The organism is Bernardetia sp. MNP-M8, from assembly GCF_037126285.1.
Lineage (GTDB): Bacteria > Bacteroidota > Bacteroidia > Cytophagales > Bernardetiaceae > Bernardetia.
The window spans coordinates 150,955-169,256 of the sequence record NZ_CP147012.1 but is presented as its reverse complement, the minus strand read 5'-3'; the positions used below and the strand labels follow the sequence as shown (position 1 = coordinate 169,256).

The window sequence follows — 18,302 nt, the reverse complement described above, 5'->3', positions numbered from 1 at the left end:
GTTTTCGAATTTAGTTTTATCAAAAAAACCTTTCAGAATTATATAAATAGTATATAGATTCTGAAAGGCTTTTTTATAGAAATATTTTTTAAGAAAATTCTTTATTTTATCCCTCTAGCATTTAAAGCATTATGATAACGTCTTGCATTTGCTTCATGTTCTGCATTCGTTTTTGCAAAGGCATGATAACCAGATAAATCTTCTTTTGCACAAAAGAAAATATATTCATGATTTTCAGGTTTTAAAACAGCATTCAGACCAGCAATAGAAGGCAAACGAATCGGAGAAGGTGGCAAACCTACATATTTATAAGTATTAAAAGGAGATTCTATTTCTTTGTGAGAATTTAAAACCCTTTTTATAGTAAAATCATTGTGAGCAAAAACAAGTGTTGGGTCAGCTTGAAGTAACATTTCTTTTTCCAAACGATTGAGATATACACCAGCAACACGAGGTTTTTCGTCAGCATAACGAGTCTCTGCATCAACGATAGAAGCCAAAATAGCCACTTCTTTTTGAGAGAGTCCTTGAGCTTTAGCTAGTTCTTTTCTCTCGTCTGTCCAAAATTTATCATACTCTTTTTTCATTCTTTCTACAACTTCTTCCTTCGAATCTGTCCAATACATTTCATACGTATTTGGTAAAAACATAGAAATGAAATTGTCCTTATCAAAACCAAATTCTTTGGCTGTATTCTCATCAAGTAAATACGTTGCAAACTCTGCCGAATCAATTTCTAAATTGTTTGTTATTTTTCCTGCTAACTCGGGTAAAAAACGTAAGTTTTCATTGAAAGTAACATTTACAGGAGCTTGATTTCCAGAACGAAGCTGACGCACAAAATCAATCGTATTCATTTTTGGAGTAAGAATATAACGACCTGCTTTTACATTATCAACATAATTGAGCCATTTTGAGAAGACACCAAAAGCAACAGGATGTTGAATTGTTCCATCTTCACGAAGTTGTTTAGCAAGTTGATCATAACTCATTCCTTTTGGAATATATAAGTATTTTTGCTCTGCTCCTTTCTGTGTCAGAACAGAAGGTGTATAAGCCATTTGATAAATATAATAACTTGTAGCAATAGCAAAGACAGATAAGCCTGCAAAAATCCCTAAAAATATTTTGTATTTCAGACTGATTTTGCCTTTAGAATTTTCTTTTTTTGAATTAGCCATTTTGATATATAATTTAGTCCCTAAGGGTTTTCAGAAACCATTAGGGGCTTTTTTCTATAATTATTTTTTAATCTCTGTATTCAAATAACCTTTGCGACGGATAACTGTTTCTACAAATTTTATTTCGTTTTCAGATTTGAATATAGTAAAAGGAAAATACAAAAATTCATATTTTGAAAGATAAAGAACAAAAGCGTCTTCTCTCTTTTCTACTTTAATAATTTTGTCCCATTTTATTTCTGAACCTCTTTTTGCATCCACCATCATCATAATGCGCTGGCTATTAATGTCATACGCATATTTGTCAAAGAGAGGTTTAGATTTTTCGTGCATCGTAAGTCCTTTAAACTGGATATACCAAAAAAGAAGATACAAACCTGAAAGAACAAGTGCAACACCTAATCCCCAACTCCACAAACCAAAAGCAAGGAAGATGAGAAAAATAGCAGGAGGAATAAACCAAACCCACCACCACTGTTTGAGGGCATTTACAAATGAAATTTTAACGTAAATATCTGGATCTATTTTATATTTTTTTGTTTTGACAATCATAAAAAATGAATTCGTAGTGAATTTTTTGTGAGTTGAATTACTATTTTAATTTGATTGCAAAATTAAGGAAAATAATCTAAATCAGTTACCAGTTATCAGTAAATAGTAACTAGTTATAGGTAAATAAATTTAATTATATAGCTTTTTCTGATGTTTTAGCATAACTAAATCAACAAATCTATAAATTAGGACTTCAACAAAAGTAAATTCGTTGAAGAATAAAATCTTCTTTTTACTAAATCAAAGAGTATTTACATCCTGTTTATGATTCTATACCACAAAGTATTTTTGTCAATTTTCTCCTTCCTATAAAACAAAAAACCACTTATCTCAATGCTTTGAAATAAGTGGTTTTTGATAGATAGTGGTACAATAAATCCTAATTTTCATCATCGTCATCAGGTCGATGATGTCCTCCTCCTCGTTTGGAAAGTTCTTTTAAAAGCATTCTTCTAAACTGCCTTTCTGTTCTATATAATTCCATTATTTTTTCTACTGGAATAACAGTTTTGAATTTTTCGAAGTAGAGTTTATCTAAAACTAGTTCTTGTTCACGTAACTCAAATGACTTTTTGAAAGAGGTTTCTAGTTTTGCTCCTGTAAGATTTTTACTTTCTCTTCTATTTTGTTTAAGTTGTTTTTTGATGTTTTCCCTTTTTGTTGAATATTCATTGTAAATAGGAAAAAATTTGGCTGCTTCATCCGAAGACAGGTTAAGGTTTTGAGTAATCATAGCTACTCGCATTGCTTTTAATTGTTCACTCATTTGATCATCTCCTCCACCTCTGCCTTTTTGAGCAAAAGCAGAAACAGATAAAAAGAGAAAAAATAGAGATGCTATATAGAATTGATTTTTCATAGATTTTGATTTTGAGTGGTTTTTTATTTCGGATTGTAATTCATAGTTTATATTTAAAGATATTCTTCTTCCAACATCAAATCTAATGATTCAGCATCAATAGAATTCAAATCAGAGTCTTTAAAAACATTATTTATTTCTAAACTAGAATTTTGAGGAATAAAACTAACCAATTCAGTTTCAGAAATATCTTCATCTAATAAAAAGTCATTGATTTGTTCAGTTGAAATTTTTGAAAAATCTACTTCTGAATTTTGAGTATTTTCTAGAGCTAAATTTGTTTGAGCTTTATCCATATTTGATTTATTAGAATAAGTATAGATGCCTGCTAGTGCAACAAACAGTAAAAGTAATGTCGCAGCAATTCCCATAATTTGAGGTTTAATCCAAAGACTACTACTTTTAGTTTTTTGAGAATCAAGAGAAGCTGATTTATTTTCTTTATTTATTTCAATCAAATTCTGATTTTCATCCTCTTTTTCTAGCTGAGCATAAATTTTACTAGAAATACTATCAAAATGCGCTTCATTAGGCATCTGAAAAGGCTGTTTTTTGGGTATGTCTTCTAATTTCATTGTAATGCTAGGTTATATTTTGAGTATTTTTAAACAAGCTAAAGCGTATTCTATATTTTATTTGCTTACTGATAATTTTCTTTTAAATAGGCTTCAATTTTTTTTGTTGCCAAATGATAGGAGGCTTTCAAAGCTCCGACAGAAGTATCTACTATTTCTGAAATATCTTCATATTTCATTTCATCAAAATACTTCATATTAAAAACCAAACGCTGTTTGTCAGGTAAAGTCAGAATTGCTTTTTGAAGAATTAACTGTACTTCTTCTCCTGAAAACTGTTCATCACTTTCTAAGTTCTGCATAAGTTGTTCTGATGTTTCATTCATTGGAAGTCCTTGTTTTTTCTTTTTTCTCTCCAAAAAACGTAATGTTTCATTGGTCGCTATTCTATAAATCCAAGTATATAGTTTAGATTCATTTTTAAATTTATCTATGTTTTTCCACACTTTTACAAATGTTTCTTGTAACAAATCATCTGTATCATCAGCATCAATAACCATTTTTCTGATATGAGAATAAATGGCTCGTCGGTGAAGGCGCATAATTCCATCAAAGGCAATTGTGCGTTCTTTCGAAGTCGTTTGTGGATGCTGTAATTGCTGAATCCACTTTTGTTCTTGTTCTGTCTGACTAGGTTGAGCTGCTTCTGACAAAGAAAAATAGATTAATATAAATAGATTAGTATTTAGAATTATGAACTAACGAAGTTATATTTTACAATATATTTCGTGTTTGGCTTTTATACTTAGACCGTAAAATAAAGCAAAGGTTTAATTCTATTGAATAAAAATTTGTAATAATTGAAATAAAGAAGTTTTACCGATTATTTTAGGAACTAGATATATAAAGAATTCAAGTTAAAATATATTTTTTCAAACAAAATATAATTGCCTTTGTTATAGAAGTAAGAATACCAAACTATTGATATTCATTTTTTAAACTAAACTTTTTAAACTATACACTATTATGGCAGAAATTAAAATTGAAAAGAAAACCCCGATTATTCCTTGGTTATTAGGTCTTTTGCTACTTTTACTAATTGGAGCAGGTATTTATTTTGGATTCCAAATTAATGAAACAGAAACAGAAGTAGTAGCTAATGAAGTACCTGAAAACGAAATTCTTCCTGAAGAAAATACCACAGAGACAACAACACTTCCAGCAGAAGTAAACACTTTTGTGATGTTTGCAAACGAAGAAAATGATTACACAGATGCACAAATGGATATTCATCACGAATATACAGCAAATGCGCTTCGCCACATGGGAGATGCTTTGGAAGCTCTTGCCAATAAAAAAGGAATGGCTGACCAAATGAATGTAGAAAATTTACATAAAAATTTAGATACAGCAGCCGATGAAATCCAAAAAAATTGGAAAGAAACTGATCACGCTGATCATATCAGAAACGCATTTTTGCAAGTCAGTGGAGCATTGAATCAACTTACTGATGGTTCTACAAATGAGAGCCTAAAGAAAGAAGCAAAAGATATTGATCCAAATACTTTGACATTAGAACAAAAAGCTGATGTAAAAGATTTTATTGATAAAGCAGCCAGTGTGATGAAGAAAATAGCTATGGAGTAAGCTATATTAGCTTAGATTATAGCTTTTCAAAATATTACCTCATTTTTTAAACTTTATTTTTATTATGGAATACAACAAAAACACTACCGTAGATACTACGGATTTTCACGAAGAAATTACTCTAGAACGTCTAGAAGATTTAGATAGTTATAAAGTAGCTGACGGCTATGATAACGTACAAGATTGGAAAGTATTTGCAGATGGTAGGCTAGAACTTGGAAAAGTAAGAGGACTTATAGCATCAAAGGAACTAGAGAGAGTTCTCTATCTAGATATTGAAATAGAACAAAGTATGTGCAATGAAGGAGATACACACTTGTATATTCTTGTTCCTATTGGACTTGCAAAACTTAATCATGATGCCAAAACAGTAAACGTGGATTCTATCGATGCAGAAGCATTTGTAAACTATCCTCGTTATGATGGTTCTGATGTTCACATGGACTATGAATATTTATTACACGGATATTATACACAACATCCAGATATTCATTTAGAGCCTTATATTGGTCGTACCAAAAAATATTATGACCACGACTTGCTTTATAATCAGGCTACAATGACTGGCGGTAATCAGACATCTGGGCTATAAGCAAACTGGCATTTAATGAAAAAAACCTTATTTCAACAAAATGAAATAAGGTTTTTCTTTTTTAGATAAACAATGTACTAATAGATTCTTGATCGTGAATCTTACGAATAGCCTTCGCAAAAAGTTCAGCCACAGATAATACTTTTATCTTATCTGATTTTTCTTTTAATGGAATAGTATCCATTACAGCTAGTTCTAAAAGTGGAGAGTTATTAATATTTTCATACGCCTTTCCAGACAAAACAGGGTGTGTAGCAATAGCACGTACAGAAACAGCACCATTATCAAGCAAAACTTGAGCTGCTTTTGAAATTGTTCCTGCTGTATCAATCAGGTCATCTACAATTATTACATTTGCACCCTCTACATCTCCAATCACTTGCATAGAAGCAATTTCATTAGCTCTTTTTCGGTGTTTGTCACAAACGACCATATCAGCATGAAATTGTGAAGCATAGCTTCTAGCTCTAGCAACTCCTCCTACATCAGGTGAAGCAAAAACTAGATTCTCAATATTAAGAGATTCGATATAAGGAATGAAAATAGCTGTTGCATATAAATGATCGACAGGAATATCAAAAAAGCCCTGAATTTGTCCTGCATGTAAATCACAAGTCATAATACGAGTTGCGCCAGCAGCAGAAATAAGATTGGCTACCAGTTTTGCACCAATAGCCACACGAGGTTTATCCTTTCTATCTTGACGAGCATACCCAAAATAAGGCATCACAACCGTAACCGAACCAGCCGAAGCACGCTTTGCAGCATCAATCATCAGTAAAAGCTCCATCAGATTGTCAGCAGGAGGAAAGGTCGATTGAATAATAAAAACATCTGCACCACGAATAGATTCGCTATAATTAGGACACATTTCGCCATCACTAAAAATTTGAATATTGTGTTGTCCTAAAGGTTTTCCATAGGAGTGTGCAATTTTTTCGGCTAAATAACGAGAAGCTGAACCAGCAAAGAGTTTGACAGAATTCATAGAAGTAGGAACAAGAAGTATAGAAAAAGATTTAAGACAAAAATAACTACACTAGTTAGCAAATTCAAATCAAAAGTCATTTTATTTTATATTTTTAGCTTCATTTGAGTATTATACCTTTATTTTCAGCTTTTTATCTGATTTATTTTATCAAAAAAAATAACACTCTCTTTTTATAGAAAGTGTTACAGAAGTTCTTATTTTTTAAACTTAAAAGTTTTGTTGCAAAATTTATCTAAATTCTGTCGGACAAACGACTCTATTTATTGTAAAGCTGAGAGAAATTCCTGTGTAGTAATACATGTCTTTAGTAAACAAATTAGTCATTTGAAATTTACCTACATTACTAACATTATCTATAGTATCATCTTGAAGCATTCCATCAATAGCATCTGTAAAAGTAGGTCTTGCTCCAAACTCAAATCCTAGATTATAATTATGAGCCAACATATATTTTAATCCTACACCGATAGGCAAAGCAATTTCTAACGCATTAGGTTGATTATCAAAATAATTACTATTTACAGCAATATGTGCTACCGAACCCCCAAAAAATACATAAGGTGAAAGACGGTTGAGTTCACTCATTGCTCTATAATCTCTAAAATTATATTCCATTCTTGCTGATGCCTCATATACAGTTCCTACAAACTGAGCTAATCTTCTTTGAGAAAAAGGATCATCCGATTTAGTTTCATCTGCCTTGATTACTCCTATCATTGCGCCAAAACGCAAAGAAAAAGCAGGACTTGGATTATAACGAACAAAAATTTCTCCTGCTGGACGGGCATTTTGTAGTTTGTAAGAAGGAGAAATATCTCCTGTATAATTTGCAACTCCTGCTCCAAAACCAAATTCTATGTCTTGAGCTTGAGAAGCTGCAACTGAAAGAATTGAAAAGAAGACAAGGAAGAGAATAAATTTATAATTCATATTTTTCATAAAGAAAATTTATTTTTATTGATTAGAACAACGTTTCTGTAAACAATTTTATTTTTAGTTAATTAACAAATTTATAGCCATTTACTAGAAATATCTAAAAAAGCTCATAAAAAAAGCGTACAAGAACAAAATTCTTGCACACTTTTGAGGAAACTCCTTTTTATGTTTTATCTTTTTTTATTCATTATTTAAAACGAACAGGACAACGCACTCCATGAGGAGGAATGATATAAATCAAATGAAATCCTGTAAGCATATAAACATCATTATCATTTTGATTTCCACGGATACTTGGGGTTGAATAGGGATCACTACCAAAGCCATCAAAAGTATTATAACGAGTTCCATCTATTCCTGTATAAGAGTAAGGATCAAGTAATCTAACTAATTCTCCTCTACTAGCCATCTCTTTTAATATTGCCTCTCTGTCTCCTTCTAAAGAACGGTCATGAAATGCTTTTGCAAGTTCATCATCTCCAAAAACTCCTAAATCTAAATAGTTACGACTTACATCATCTAAATAATCTGTAAGTAAGAAACGATAAGAAAACTCAAAAGCAATGTCTATACGATTAGATAATTTTTTACGAATACCAAATCCAAGAGGAATGGCAATCTGAACTTTAGAATATTTATTACCTAAAGCAACAGTATCTCCACTATTATTTACATAATTACGTCCTTGTCCTTCTGTACCAAGAGGTTGTAGGTCTGTCCATTCGCCTGCACCCCAGTCTGGAGAACCTCCTCCAATTTTAGTTTCAGGAGCTTTTGCTTTAGGAGCATGATAAAATACAGCCAATCCACCCATTACATAAGGTACAAATTGCTTTGGTCTTTGATAAAATTCTTTATTTAAAAGCTCACTACTCATCAAGTCCCAACGAAAAGTAGTATTGAGTTCGAAAATATCGTTTCTGAAATGAGCATTACGAATATAACGGAAAAAATCGTGTCCATCAGTCGGATCAGCAGTTTCTGAGTCGTAACTCAAAAGTCTTCCCCAATTCAGTCCTAAACGAGCTGAAAATTGTGGGCGAAATTTTTTCTCAACGAATATTCCAATATTTGGACGAGTAAAACGTAAATCTGTACTCCAAAAGTTAGGCTTAGGTACAATATCACCAAAATAATTCATTGAATTAACATTCAAACCAACACTTACATATTGGCGACGCTTTGTCCAAACCCATTGATGGTTATGAGGTCCTCTACGAGGAGTTGTTTTTTTGTAGTAATATTTATTTCCTACCTGTGCCTGAACTTCTTCAGTTGCTAAAAAAGCTATTCCAAGTAAGGTAAATAATAATGTAAAAAGAATTTTTTTCATAGAAACGAGTTTTTAAGGCAAGCTATAAATTAGTAATTAACTAAAAAGCAAGACAGATGTATAGAGCAATTTTTAGAATATCAAATTTATGGAAGTTGATTAAGGAATCAAAGTTTAATTTAACTAGTCTGATAACTATTGATTAACTAAGTTGAAAAACAATACTGTATTTTCAAAATTTTACCAAGAGTTTTGATGAAATAAGTAGATTACCTATTAAATAAACTCAAAAAAACTCAAAAAATTTTATCTTCCTTTCTTAAAATTAGTATTTTTTTATAAATCAACTATATAAAAAAGTAGTAAAGCTATTATTCTCACAAAAATACGCAAAAATTATGCTATCACTTACAAAAATAAAAAAATAAGGGTAAATACTATGTTAAATTTTAGAGGAAGCAGAATTTATTTTTACAAATCCTCAAATATAGAAAAATTCTTATCTGCTCTTTATAATAAAGCAAATAAGAATTTTAATTAGCTATAGCTTTTTTAATAAAAATTAATCAGCCATTTCTTCTGCCACTAAATCATATTGTCCTGTTTTTTTGGCGTAGGCTTGTTTCATTTTTTTCATTCCTTGCAAAACACTGGCTATCCCTAAAGTAACAATAATAGCCGTATTTAAGCGATTTCCTTGTTTAAAAGCGTCTTTTCGAAGAAGTGCTTCTCCCATAGAAAGTCCACCTATTACAGCAGCAACCCCACCAAAACTAGCCTCATACATGGGTTGGTGATGCAAATCTCCTGGTAGGAAACGCACTACTGATTCTATTGTATTCACAGTAGAGTTAATTGCTTTAAGTGTGTTCTTGCTTTTTACTTTATCTTGAGCCATCGTATAAAAATAAGTTAGATTAAAAAATGTGATTCTTTGCTGTTTTAAACGAGTACAGTTAAAAATTGTTTATTCTTTTTACTGAAAAGTGAACAAAAAAAGGAAATGACTTCATAAATTTGAGTCATTCCCTTTAACTTATATTATCTTATCATTACGGCATCATAAATCTAGCTCAGAATGTTTTCAAAATCATTATTATATTCACTTTCTCTTAGTGAATTAAATGACTCATTTGATTTGAAAAAACCGATAGTATTAGGTTGTAATTCAACGGCTTCCTCTATTGAAATGAGAGCCTTTGAAAACTGTTTGAGTTCAGATTGTGCAATTGCCAAACCTACCCAAGCTTCCCAAAGAGGAAAACTCCTACGCTGTTTTGGTAAATCAACTACTCTTTGATAGTAGATAATTGCTTCTTCATTTTTATCTAAATCTAACTGTAACTTAGCCATTTCTAGCAAGGCATCATCAAAATGAGGATGTATTTTTAGAGCAGCTTCAAATGATTCTAGAGCTTTTTCATTATCATTTATTTGTCGGAATGCTAAAGCTTTATTTAAGTGCGCTCTCTCTGGTCGATTCTCAGTCATTCTTAAAGACAGAGCAAAATCAAAATAAGAAACAGCTGTTCTTGGCTGTTTCATATTTAGCATTGCTGTTCCCATATTCAAATAGGTGTCTCCCTTTTCAGGTGTAATTTGGGAATAGGCTTTAAAATTATCATACGCATTTCTCCAATCTTGAAGTTGCATATAGGTAAGTCCTTTTATATAAAAAGCAGGTGCAAAGTCTGGACTTTCCGTCAGAGTAATTTCTAATTTTTCTAAAGCAATATCGTATTTTCTTGTTTCGTAGGCTTTACATGCCTCATTATAAGATGCTGGAATTTCTTGTGGCTGCATAAAATGAATAATGATTCAATAAATAATTTCAAATGGAGTGCAAATTTAAGCAAAAAAAAGTGGTTATTCTGCAATAACCACTTTTTGTTTGAGGCAAAGAATACTTTGTGCTTTTAATCAAAAATAATTTACTTACTAACCACAACTTGAAAAACATCTTCCGAACGCTGTGCAACAAGTGCATTTCCAAGTCCTGTGAAGTTGTTAAGTGTTTCAGTATCATAATTTTTGACTGTAATCAGTTCTAAATTATCCAAATTATCTAGCTCAAAATCATTACTTAAAGATTCTTTTAAAGAAGCTAATTTTCGCTCATCATTATCTGTACAAACAGAAAAAGAAGTAGCAGAAACTTGTAATAAATTGATTTTGATATTATAACGGTTTAGTTCAGAGTGAATATAAGCCAGTTGGTTTCGCTCATTAATGGCAGCCAAATCTTTAGCCTTAAAAACAAACATGCTCTGATTTCCTTTTACAATAATTGAAGGAATGGAAGGCTGAGTAGGAAAATTTCCAATCTTTGTTCCTTCTACGTCTGCGTTTAGAAACGAACGAACATACAAAGGAATTCCTTTTGCAGCCAACGGACGGATAGTTTTTGGGTGAATAACTGTTGCTCCATAATACGTCATTTCGGCAGCATCAGAATAATTAATCTGCTCAAAAAGGCGAGTATTTTTAATTCTTTTTGGGTCAGCATTCAAAATTCCAGAAACATCTTTCCAAATTGTAACCCCATCTGCTTGCAAACAATAGGCAAAAACAGCAGCCGTAAAATCTGAACCTTCACGTCCTAAAGTAGTCGTTTTTCCACCAATTGTTCCACCAATAAAACCTTGTGTCAAGACAAAACGCTGTTCTAACATGGGCAAAAGTTCGGTTCTAATGAGTTGTTCTGACCATTCCCAATCAATTTGTCCTTCTCTCCAACGTTCATTGGTCTGAACAAAACGACGAGCATCTACCCACAGACATTTATCATCATGTTGCATTTTGAGATATTCGGAAACGATAGCCGAAGACATAAGTTCTCCAAAACAGATTACTTGGTCGTAATGTTTATCCCAATTAGGTTCGTCATCTTTTAAGGTTGCTGAAAGCTGAAAAATATATTTTTGGAGAATTTTATAGACAATTTTTTCACGCTCTCCATCAAAAAGTTCGTCTGCAAGAGCATAATGATAGTCTTCAATTTGTTTTAAAATGCGTTCACATTCATCATTTTTCTCATGTTTGGGTTTCGATTTGGCTGCCTTAAAAATATCTTCCAAGTGGTTTGTTGTCTTGCCCATAGCAGAAACAACAATAACGAGTTTATCTTTTTTGTCAATGAATGAACGTAAAATATTACTTACATTTCTGACAGCAGGGGCATCTTTCACAGACGCACCACCAAATTTGAATACATGTAACATAAATGTACAAACGCTTTTTTGTGGCGTTTATTAAAATTATAAAATAAGAAAAATTGAAATGTTTAAAATGAGCTGTATATGTGTTTTGAGGTTTTAGTCTTTTATAAAAATGAAGTACAAAGTAACAAACTAGAAAACACTTAGGCAATTTTTTAAACTTTATTCTAATTCTTTCAAGCGTTTTATTGCATATTCGTTTCCTGTTTTTGCAGCTTCTTTATACCAAAAAATAGCTTTTTCCATATTTTTTTCAGTTCCTTGCGCAGTTTCATACATATAAGCGACATTTATTTGAGCTAATGTATAACCTCTTTTAGATGCTTCTTCATATAATTGCAATGCCGTCGACATATCTTTTTTAACTCCTTCTCCATTACAATAAAAATTTCCATACTCAAAAAAGCCAATTGGGTTGCCTAATAAAGCTGCTTTTTCAGCATATTTCATAGCTTTAGTGTAATCTTTCTCTACACCTAATCCATTTTTATACATTTGAAGCAAATTAAGCATTGCCATAGGTTCATTTTCTTCTGCACAGATTTCAAAATAGTAGCGTGCTTTGTCAAAATCTTGTTTGGTTGTATCTGCTAAATAAATTGAACCTAAATTATTTAGAGCAGGAATGTGATTTAATTTTACAGCTTTTTCGTACCAAAAAATAGCACTATCTATATTCTGTTGTACTCCTATTCCTTCTTCATACATGCCTGCTAGATTAGTCATTCCATATTTTTCATTGTTAGAAGCAGCTTTTTGAATATAAATTAAGGCTTTTTCCAAATTTTTTTCTACATAGTTTCCTTCCTTATACATATTTCCCAAGTTGTTATAAGCTAAAGCAAAATTTTTCTGTACAGCTTTTTCATAATATTCAAATGCTTTTTTATAATCCTGTTCTATTCCTATTCCCTTCGAATAAGCATATCCTAAGTTATTTAATATAGAATCTGTTTTGTTTTTTGTATTTATCCATTCTTGGATAAGTTGTTTTTTCTGTATTTCTGTTCTTTGTGTCCAATCAGTTTGTGCAAAAACATTGTTTGTTGAAAAAATAATAACCAACAAAAATATAATTCTGAATAATTGTCTCATATATGTGTCTTTTAGTAAAAGTGAAATGCAAAGAAACGAAGTAGTATAGTATTAGGCAAGTATTTTAAGAAAGTATAGAGAATTGAGTAAATTTAGATTTCAATTTTCAAACATCTTCAATTATGAACCATAAAAAAAAAGAATCTTGGGATAAAATTATAGAGCGAAATCAATCAGATCATAGAATAAATTTTACTGTTCCTACTTTAGAATGGTTAAAATCTAAAGGTTGTGATCAACTTTTCTATCCACATACGGCACTTGAAGATCTTGTTCTGAAAGAAAATTCAAATTTCAATGACTTTAGTTCTGTAATAATTTGTTTTGGTTTTAGTAAGATGATTAGCCATAGACTTCTGAATTTAAATTTAAAAAGACTAGAAACTCAGATGAAGAATGATAATAATTGGACATCTAAAGTAGAGAAGGAATTGTTAGAACAGAAAAGAAAAGTAGCAACAAATCTAGATACTCTATTAATAACCATTAAAACAGAAACAGCGCATTATTCTCATATCACAAAAATCAATGAATACGATGAATTTGAACTAATTTTAGATAAAATACTCTCAAATTTGAGTTGATTTTATTTTTTTAATTCTCTTTTTCCTCTTTTCTCTCTGTAGTCAAAATGTATTTCTCATTTTAATTTCTCTATGTTTAAAAAATATTTCAGAAATTTAAGATTTGAATTACTGACAAAAACCAGTTAATTTTACGTATATATAAATTTAGACAACTAGAATTATTTTTTAATCCATTTTTATAGATGAAATACGACGTAACAATTATTGGTTCAGGTCCTGGTGGTTATGTAGCTGCCATTCGTGCAGCACAGTTAGGACTCAAAACTGCAATTATAGAAAAATATGCTACTTTGGGTGGAACGTGTCTTAATGTAGGCTGTATTCCTTCAAAGGCACTTTTAGATTCTTCAGAGCATTTCCATACTGCTCAAAAAAACTTTAAAGAACACGGAATCGATATCAATGAGCCAAAAGTAAATTTTGAGCAAATGATTGAGCGTAAACGTGGCGTTGTAAAGAAAACTTGTGATGGCGTTGATTATTTGATGAAAAAAAATAAAATTGATGTTTATCAAGGAGTAGGTTCTTTCATTGACAAAAACAATATCAAGGTTACAGCAACAGATAGTAAAGAAAAAGGCAAGGAAACTAAAATCGAAACCGATAAAGTTATCATTGCAACAGGCTCAAAACCAACTATTTTTCCTTTCTTTCCTTATGACAAAAAACGTTTTATCACTTCAACAGAAGCCTTAGAATTGAAAGAAGTTCCTAAAAAAATGATTGTTATTGGTGGTGGAGTAATCGGAATGGAACTTGGGTCTGTGTATGCTCGCTTAGGAACAGAAGTTTCTGTTATCGAATTTATGCCTTCTATTATCCCAACAATGGATAGTACAATGGGAAAAGAATTAGAAAGAGTAAGTAAAAAATCACTCAAAATGAAGTTCTTTTTACAACACAAAGTAGAAGAAGCAAAACAAGATGGCGACGAAGTAGTCATTAAAGCTGTTGATAAAAAAGGCAAAGAAGTAGAATTTAGAGCTGATTATTGCTTGCTTTCTGTTGGTCGTCAGGCTTATACAGAAGGTTTAGGATTAGAAAATATTGGTATCAAAACTGACAAAAGAGGAACAATTGCAGTAAATGATCATTTAGAAACAGAAGTAAAAGGCGTTTATGCAATTGGTGATGTTGTTCGTGGCGCAATGCTCGCACATAAAGCTGAAGAAGAAGGCGTTATGGTTGCCGAACTTATGGCAGGACAAAAACCTCATATCAATTATCTTTTAATTCCAGGGGTTGTTTATACATGGCCAGAAGTAGCAAGTGTAGGCTACACAGAAGAACAACTCAAAGAATCGGGTAGAAAATACAAATCAGGTTCGTTTCCATTTATGGCACTCGGAAGAGCAAGAGCTTCAATGGATACTGATGGACTTGTAAAGGTATTGGCAGACGAAAAAACAGACGAAATATTAGGAATGCACATCATAGGTGCAAGAGCAGCCGATATGATAGCGACAGGCGTAACAGCAATGGAATACAGAGCATCAGCCGAAGATGTTGCAAGACAAAGCCATGCACACCCAACCTATATGGAAGCTGTAAAAGAAGCATGTTTGGCAGCTACTGAAAATCGTGCTGTGCATATGTAAAAATAGAATTTTAGAATAACCTATAAACTCCCTAATTACTTTTATTTTTAGGGAGTTTTTTGTTGTTAATTTTTTAAACCAAATATTTAGTTTTTGCGTTAATTATTCTTAACAAGAGTTCATGTGATAATTAAACAAATGATAGAAACAATTAAAAATTTAACTAAAAGGGATATAATAATTGGAATTATATTTTTGATTTTAGGTATTCCAGCAAGTATGTATGCAAGTCATTTATATTCAAAAGATAAAAAACCTGTTTATGCCGTGAAAAAAGAACCATCTATTATTTTTGATAAAGATAACTCCTCTTCAAGTATTAAACTCCTGTTTAAGGATTCTATTATTGTAGATAAGAATGTTTACGTAACAAATTTGGTTATATGGGACGATGGAGGTAAAGGAATTGACAAAGAAGATATAAGAAAACCTTTCAAAATTTCAGTTTCAGATAGTTCTAAATTTTTAGATTATAAAATAATAAAGCAGCGTTCAGAAGCTGCAAATTTTAGATTAATTCCTAGAGGTAAAGATTTATTGATTGAATGGGATTATTTTGATGGTAATTATGCTTTTGAAGTTCAATTGATGTATGCAGGAAATAATGAAACTTCAGTAATTGTGGACGGAGAGATAGATAGTAACGTAATGATAGTAAGAGAGGATAAAACTGAAAGCATAACTTCTTTACTTTTTTCTTTATTTTGCTGCATTCCTATTTTTATTATTAATAACAGACTAGATTCATTTATTGACAAGAAGACAAAAAGTAATCTATTAATAAATATTTTACTTCATTTAATTAGGCTAACTGTATTGATTTTAATTGGGTTTATTGTTCTTTACTATGTTAGTAACTATATGGATGCTTTTGTAATATGATAAAGATACAATGACTTTTGTGCATTCCAATTTTCAGAGAAATCGTAATTTTTTTTTAAGATGGAAAGCCTTTTTTTGCTATGAAAATTTGTTTTGGTTGTAAATACATAGCGACTACTTTCCCACGAGATTTAGACGGTTTCAAAAGTTCCGATTCTTTTGAAAATATAATTAGAGAATGGGTAAAAAGAGGTTGGCTTAAGAATAGGAAAAAGTTTGCAGCAAGGTATTAATTATTTACCTCAACGACGGCAAAGCCTCATTAATGGTTGAATATCAATAAAAACCTAACAAAAATCATAAAAAGACAAAGTAAGAATCATATAAATTTGCGTATCTAAAGTAGTAATTTTACGTTATAGAAAGTAAGCAATCGGATATTTTATTATCTTAGATTTTAAAGTTTATACAACTCACTCAAACCCAAATTACTATGTCTTTCAAAAACATTCTCGTTCCTATTGATTTTTCTCCTCGTTCGAATGCTGCTTTAGAAGCTGCTGCTGACATTGCCAATCAGTGTGATGGAAAAATTACACTTTTGCATATCATTGATGTTCCAGAATCTCAACAACCTGAATATCGCAGAGCATTGGATACTTTTGGTAATCATGAAGGAGGGACAGAACAAGATATGCCTTTAATTCTCTTTACAATGAAGGAAACAAAAAGAAAACTTCGTGAAGCAAGAGAAAAATATCCTAAAATTACGTTTGTTGAAAAGGTAGTTTTTGATAGAGTACATCGTCAGATTTATAGTGTGGTGGAAGGTACAGATGTAGATTTGATTGTAATGGGTTCTAGTGGAGCATCTGGTTTGGGAGAGGTTTTTATTGGTTCGAACACACAAAAAGTAGTCAGAAATGCGAGCTGTCCTGTCTTGGTAATTAAAGATGATGAAGGGGATTTTAATCCTCGTAATATTGTTTTTGCTTCTGATTTTTCAGAAATGGGAGGACAAGCAGCTAAGTTGTTTCCAGTCTTCAAAAAGTTATATGGAAGTACAATGCACTTTTTAAATATTGTTACGCCAAGCACTTTTGAAGCAACTCCTACAACTCAAAAAAGAATGGGAGAGTTTGCAAAAGACTTAGATTTAGAGAAAGATGATTATACAATGAATATCTTTAATTACTATACAGAAGAAGAAGGAATCCTGACTTTTGCAGAAGAAAATAAAGCAGATATGATTTTGCTAGGAACACATGGAAGAAAAGGCTTTTCTAGATTTATGATGGGAAGTATTGCTGAAAATGTAGCTAACCATTCTGAAATACCTGTTTTTGTTTTTCGCCAAGATTAAAAAGAAACTATTGATAGAAATAATAACATAACATTTTAATCAAAAAACGCTTTATCTCAAAGAGGTAAAGCGTTTTTCATGTAGCGCATCCTTTAGAGTGAGAAAGTGTACCAAATACTTTAGTGTTCGTTTAAGAATCAACTTCAAATTTTTATTAAAATGTCAGAAAATCAATCAAAACAGCAATTCAATCCAAATCAAAAACCTATCGGAATTGTTCTTTCTGGTGGTGGTGGACGTGCATTAGTGCATTTAGGAATTTGGAAAGCACTAGAAGAAAAAGGAATTTATCCTCAAAAAATAAGTGGTGTTAGTATGGGGGGAATACTAGGAGCAATGTGGGCAGCAGGATATTCTACTGATGAAATTATTCAAATTTTGAAGAAAGAAAAAATTATGAAATGGGTTAGACCAACATGGGAAGAAAACGGACTTGTATCTATTAAACAATTTGGGAGATTATTCACTAAGTATCTTCCCAAGACTTTTGAAGAACTTAAAACTCCTTTTATGCTTTCTGCCTTTTGTTTGCAAGATGCAAAAGTTCATTACTTCGAATCAGGAGATTTAATTACTCCTCTAATGGCTACCATGTCTATTCCTGCTGTTTTTGCACCTATCAGAATTGGAAAATACGATTATGTAGATAGTGGTTTGTTAGAGAATATGCCTATTAGAAACTTTTTTCCAAGTAATAATATGGAAAACGAATCAGATTATTTTATAATTGGAATTCATTCGAATCCTCTTTCTGAGAATTTTATTCCTACTTCCACTCGTTCTGTCATCGAAAGATATTTTCAGTCATTAGCTGTATTTACATTGAAAGAAGAACAAAAAAAATGTGATTTATTTTTAGAACCTGCTGCTGTTGCAGATGTAAAATTCTCTAATCTAAAAATAGATATACCATTTCAAATTGGATATGACTATACAATTAAATATTTAAATAAATTTAATATTCAAAGTATTTAATTTGTCTTTTTGATAGAATTTATTTTTTTTAATCCTTTATTTCAAAGCAAATACTAAACAATATTGCTTTTTAGGGTTTGTTTATAGTGTAGCTTCCC

Annotated in this window: 19 protein-coding genes; 7 read left to right on the top strand and 12 right to left on the bottom strand. The window is 31.3% G+C overall.

The window, feature by feature from the left end:
* Positions 1 to 101 precede the first annotated feature (101 nt).
* From mltG to V9L04_RS00745, 5 genes are all read right to left on the bottom strand, one after another.
* Positions 102 to 1,181 (bottom strand): endolytic transglycosylase MltG, encoded by a 1,080-nt coding sequence (gene mltG, locus V9L04_RS00765; RefSeq protein WP_338792148.1) that lies wholly within the window; start codon positions 1,179 to 1,181, stop codon positions 102 to 104.
* A 60-nt stretch (positions 1,182 to 1,241) separates the two neighbouring features.
* Positions 1,242 to 1,733: a YcxB family protein gene (locus V9L04_RS00760; RefSeq protein ID WP_338792147.1), complete on the bottom strand. Its 492-nt coding sequence runs from the start codon at positions 1,731 to 1,733 to the stop codon at positions 1,242 to 1,244.
* A gap of 379 nt (positions 1,734 to 2,112) precedes the next feature.
* The gene (locus V9L04_RS00755) at positions 2,113 to 2,592 is read right to left on the bottom strand and encodes a hypothetical protein (protein ID WP_338792146.1); all 480 of its coding nucleotides are present in this window, start codon (positions 2,590 to 2,592) and stop codon (positions 2,113 to 2,115) included.
* Between the two features lie 53 nt (positions 2,593 to 2,645).
* Complete coding sequence (locus V9L04_RS00750) at positions 2,646 to 3,167, bottom strand: hypothetical protein (RefSeq protein ID WP_338792145.1); 522 nt, start codon at positions 3,165 to 3,167, stop codon at positions 2,646 to 2,648.
* Positions 3,168 to 3,232: 65 nt separating this feature from the next.
* Positions 3,233 to 3,820 carry an RNA polymerase sigma factor gene (locus V9L04_RS00745; RefSeq protein ID WP_338792144.1) on the bottom strand — a complete coding sequence of 196 codons (588 nt, stop codon included), beginning with the start codon at positions 3,818 to 3,820 and terminating at the stop codon, positions 3,233 to 3,235.
* Positions 3,821 to 4,133: 313 nt separating this feature from the next.
* On the opposite strand from V9L04_RS00745, the gene V9L04_RS00740 reads away from it, so the two are divergent.
* Positions 4,134 to 4,754 (top strand): hypothetical protein, encoded by a 621-nt coding sequence (locus V9L04_RS00740; RefSeq protein WP_338792143.1) that lies wholly within the window; start codon positions 4,134 to 4,136, stop codon positions 4,752 to 4,754.
* Positions 4,755 to 4,818: 64 nt separating this feature from the next.
* Positions 4,819 to 5,346, top strand: a complete 528-nt coding sequence (locus V9L04_RS00735) for a hypothetical protein (protein WP_338792142.1) — start codon at positions 4,819 to 4,821, stop codon at positions 5,344 to 5,346.
* A gap of 61 nt (positions 5,347 to 5,407) precedes the next feature.
* Here V9L04_RS00735 and V9L04_RS00730 read toward each other — a convergent pair whose 3' ends face one another.
* The 7 genes from V9L04_RS00730 to V9L04_RS00700 all read right to left on the bottom strand — a co-directional run bounded on the left by V9L04_RS00730 (position 5,408) and on the right by V9L04_RS00700 (position 12,859).
* Complete coding sequence (locus tag V9L04_RS00730; protein ID WP_338792141.1) at positions 5,408 to 6,334, bottom strand: ribose-phosphate pyrophosphokinase; 927 nt, start codon at positions 6,332 to 6,334, stop codon at positions 5,408 to 5,410.
* Between the two features lie 231 nt (positions 6,335 to 6,565).
* Positions 6,566 to 7,267, bottom strand: a complete 702-nt coding sequence (locus V9L04_RS00725; protein WP_338792140.1) for a DUF6089 family protein — start codon at positions 7,265 to 7,267, stop codon at positions 6,566 to 6,568.
* Positions 7,268 to 7,460: 193 nt separating this feature from the next.
* Positions 7,461 to 8,606: a DUF6089 family protein gene (locus V9L04_RS00720; RefSeq protein WP_338792139.1), complete on the bottom strand. Its 1,146-nt coding sequence runs from the start codon at positions 8,604 to 8,606 to the stop codon at positions 7,461 to 7,463.
* A gap of 502 nt (positions 8,607 to 9,108) precedes the next feature.
* Positions 9,109 to 9,444, bottom strand: coding sequence for a hypothetical protein (locus tag V9L04_RS00715; RefSeq protein WP_338792137.1), 336 nt, complete (start codon positions 9,442 to 9,444; stop codon positions 9,109 to 9,111).
* Between the two features lie 170 nt (positions 9,445 to 9,614).
* Complete coding sequence (locus V9L04_RS00710; protein ID WP_338792136.1) at positions 9,615 to 10,349, bottom strand: tetratricopeptide repeat protein; 735 nt, start codon at positions 10,347 to 10,349, stop codon at positions 9,615 to 9,617.
* 128 nt (positions 10,350 to 10,477) lie between these two features.
* Positions 10,478 to 11,767 (bottom strand): aspartate kinase, encoded by a 1,290-nt coding sequence (locus V9L04_RS00705; RefSeq protein WP_338792135.1) that lies wholly within the window; start codon positions 11,765 to 11,767, stop codon positions 10,478 to 10,480.
* Positions 11,768 to 11,926: 159 nt separating this feature from the next.
* Positions 11,927 to 12,859 carry an SEL1-like repeat protein gene (locus V9L04_RS00700; RefSeq protein ID WP_338792134.1) on the bottom strand — a complete coding sequence of 311 codons (933 nt, stop codon included), beginning with the start codon at positions 12,857 to 12,859 and terminating at the stop codon, positions 11,927 to 11,929.
* Between the two features lie 122 nt (positions 12,860 to 12,981).
* Here V9L04_RS00700 and V9L04_RS00695 point away from each other — a divergent pair, with 122 nt between their 5' ends.
* The 5 genes from V9L04_RS00695 to V9L04_RS00675 all read left to right on the top strand — a co-directional run bounded on the left by V9L04_RS00695 (position 12,982) and on the right by V9L04_RS00675 (position 18,204).
* Positions 12,982 to 13,443 carry a hypothetical protein gene (locus V9L04_RS00695; RefSeq protein WP_338792133.1) on the top strand — a complete coding sequence of 154 codons (462 nt, stop codon included), beginning with the start codon at positions 12,982 to 12,984 and terminating at the stop codon, positions 13,441 to 13,443.
* 185 nt (positions 13,444 to 13,628) lie between these two features.
* Positions 13,629 to 15,044, top strand: coding sequence for a dihydrolipoyl dehydrogenase (gene lpdA / locus V9L04_RS00690; protein WP_338792132.1), 1,416 nt, complete (start codon positions 13,629 to 13,631; stop codon positions 15,042 to 15,044).
* A 138-nt stretch (positions 15,045 to 15,182) separates the two neighbouring features.
* Entirely contained in the window at positions 15,183 to 15,926 is a 744-nt protein-coding gene (locus tag V9L04_RS00685) for a hypothetical protein (protein WP_338792131.1), read from the top strand.
* A 433-nt stretch (positions 15,927 to 16,359) separates the two neighbouring features.
* Positions 16,360 to 17,229, top strand: coding sequence for a universal stress protein (locus V9L04_RS00680; protein WP_338792130.1), 870 nt, complete (start codon positions 16,360 to 16,362; stop codon positions 17,227 to 17,229).
* 159 nt (positions 17,230 to 17,388) lie between these two features.
* Positions 17,389 to 18,204, top strand: a complete 816-nt coding sequence (locus V9L04_RS00675) for a patatin-like phospholipase family protein (RefSeq protein ID WP_338792129.1) — start codon at positions 17,389 to 17,391, stop codon at positions 18,202 to 18,204.
* Positions 18,205 to 18,302 lie beyond the last annotated feature (98 nt).

Bases quoted from the DNA above. Each gene is read 5' to 3' on its own strand.
- mltG (WP_338792148.1), bottom strand. From the start codon at position 1,181: ATGGCTAATTCAAAAAAAGAAAATTCTAAAGGCAAAATCAGTCTGAAA.
- V9L04_RS00760 (WP_338792147.1), bottom strand. From the start codon at position 1,733: ATGATTGTCAAAACAAAAAAATATAAAATAGATCCAGATATTTACGTT.
- V9L04_RS00755 (WP_338792146.1), bottom strand. From the start codon at position 2,592: ATGAAAAATCAATTCTATATAGCATCTCTATTTTTTCTCTTTTTATCT.
- V9L04_RS00750 (WP_338792145.1), bottom strand. From the start codon at position 3,167: ATGAAATTAGAAGACATACCCAAAAAACAGCCTTTTCAGATGCCTAAT.
- V9L04_RS00740 (WP_338792143.1), top strand. From the start codon at position 4,134: ATGGCAGAAATTAAAATTGAAAAGAAAACCCCGATTATTCCTTGGTTA.
- V9L04_RS00735 (WP_338792142.1), top strand. From the start codon at position 4,819: ATGGAATACAACAAAAACACTACCGTAGATACTACGGATTTTCACGAA.
- V9L04_RS00730 (WP_338792141.1), bottom strand. From the start codon at position 6,334: ATGAATTCTGTCAAACTCTTTGCTGGTTCAGCTTCTCGTTATTTAGCC.
- V9L04_RS00725 (WP_338792140.1), bottom strand. From the start codon at position 7,267: ATGAATTATAAATTTATTCTCTTCCTTGTCTTCTTTTCAATTCTTTCA.
- V9L04_RS00720 (WP_338792139.1), bottom strand. From the start codon at position 8,606: ATGAAAAAAATTCTTTTTACATTATTATTTACCTTACTTGGAATAGCT.
- V9L04_RS00715 (WP_338792137.1), bottom strand. From the start codon at position 9,444: ATGGCTCAAGATAAAGTAAAAAGCAAGAACACACTTAAAGCAATTAAC.
- V9L04_RS00710 (WP_338792136.1), bottom strand. From the start codon at position 10,349: ATGCAGCCACAAGAAATTCCAGCATCTTATAATGAGGCATGTAAAGCC.
- V9L04_RS00705 (WP_338792135.1), bottom strand. From the start codon at position 11,767: ATGTTACATGTATTCAAATTTGGTGGTGCGTCTGTGAAAGATGCCCCT.
- V9L04_RS00700 (WP_338792134.1), bottom strand. From the start codon at position 12,859: ATGAGACAATTATTCAGAATTATATTTTTGTTGGTTATTATTTTTTCA.
- V9L04_RS00695 (WP_338792133.1), top strand. From the start codon at position 12,982: ATGAACCATAAAAAAAAAGAATCTTGGGATAAAATTATAGAGCGAAAT.
- lpdA (WP_338792132.1), top strand. From the start codon at position 13,629: ATGAAATACGACGTAACAATTATTGGTTCAGGTCCTGGTGGTTATGTA.
- V9L04_RS00685 (WP_338792131.1), top strand. From the start codon at position 15,183: ATGATAGAAACAATTAAAAATTTAACTAAAAGGGATATAATAATTGGA.
- V9L04_RS00680 (WP_338792130.1), top strand. From the start codon at position 16,360: ATGTCTTTCAAAAACATTCTCGTTCCTATTGATTTTTCTCCTCGTTCG.
- V9L04_RS00675 (WP_338792129.1), top strand. From the start codon at position 17,389: ATGTCAGAAAATCAATCAAAACAGCAATTCAATCCAAATCAAAAACCT.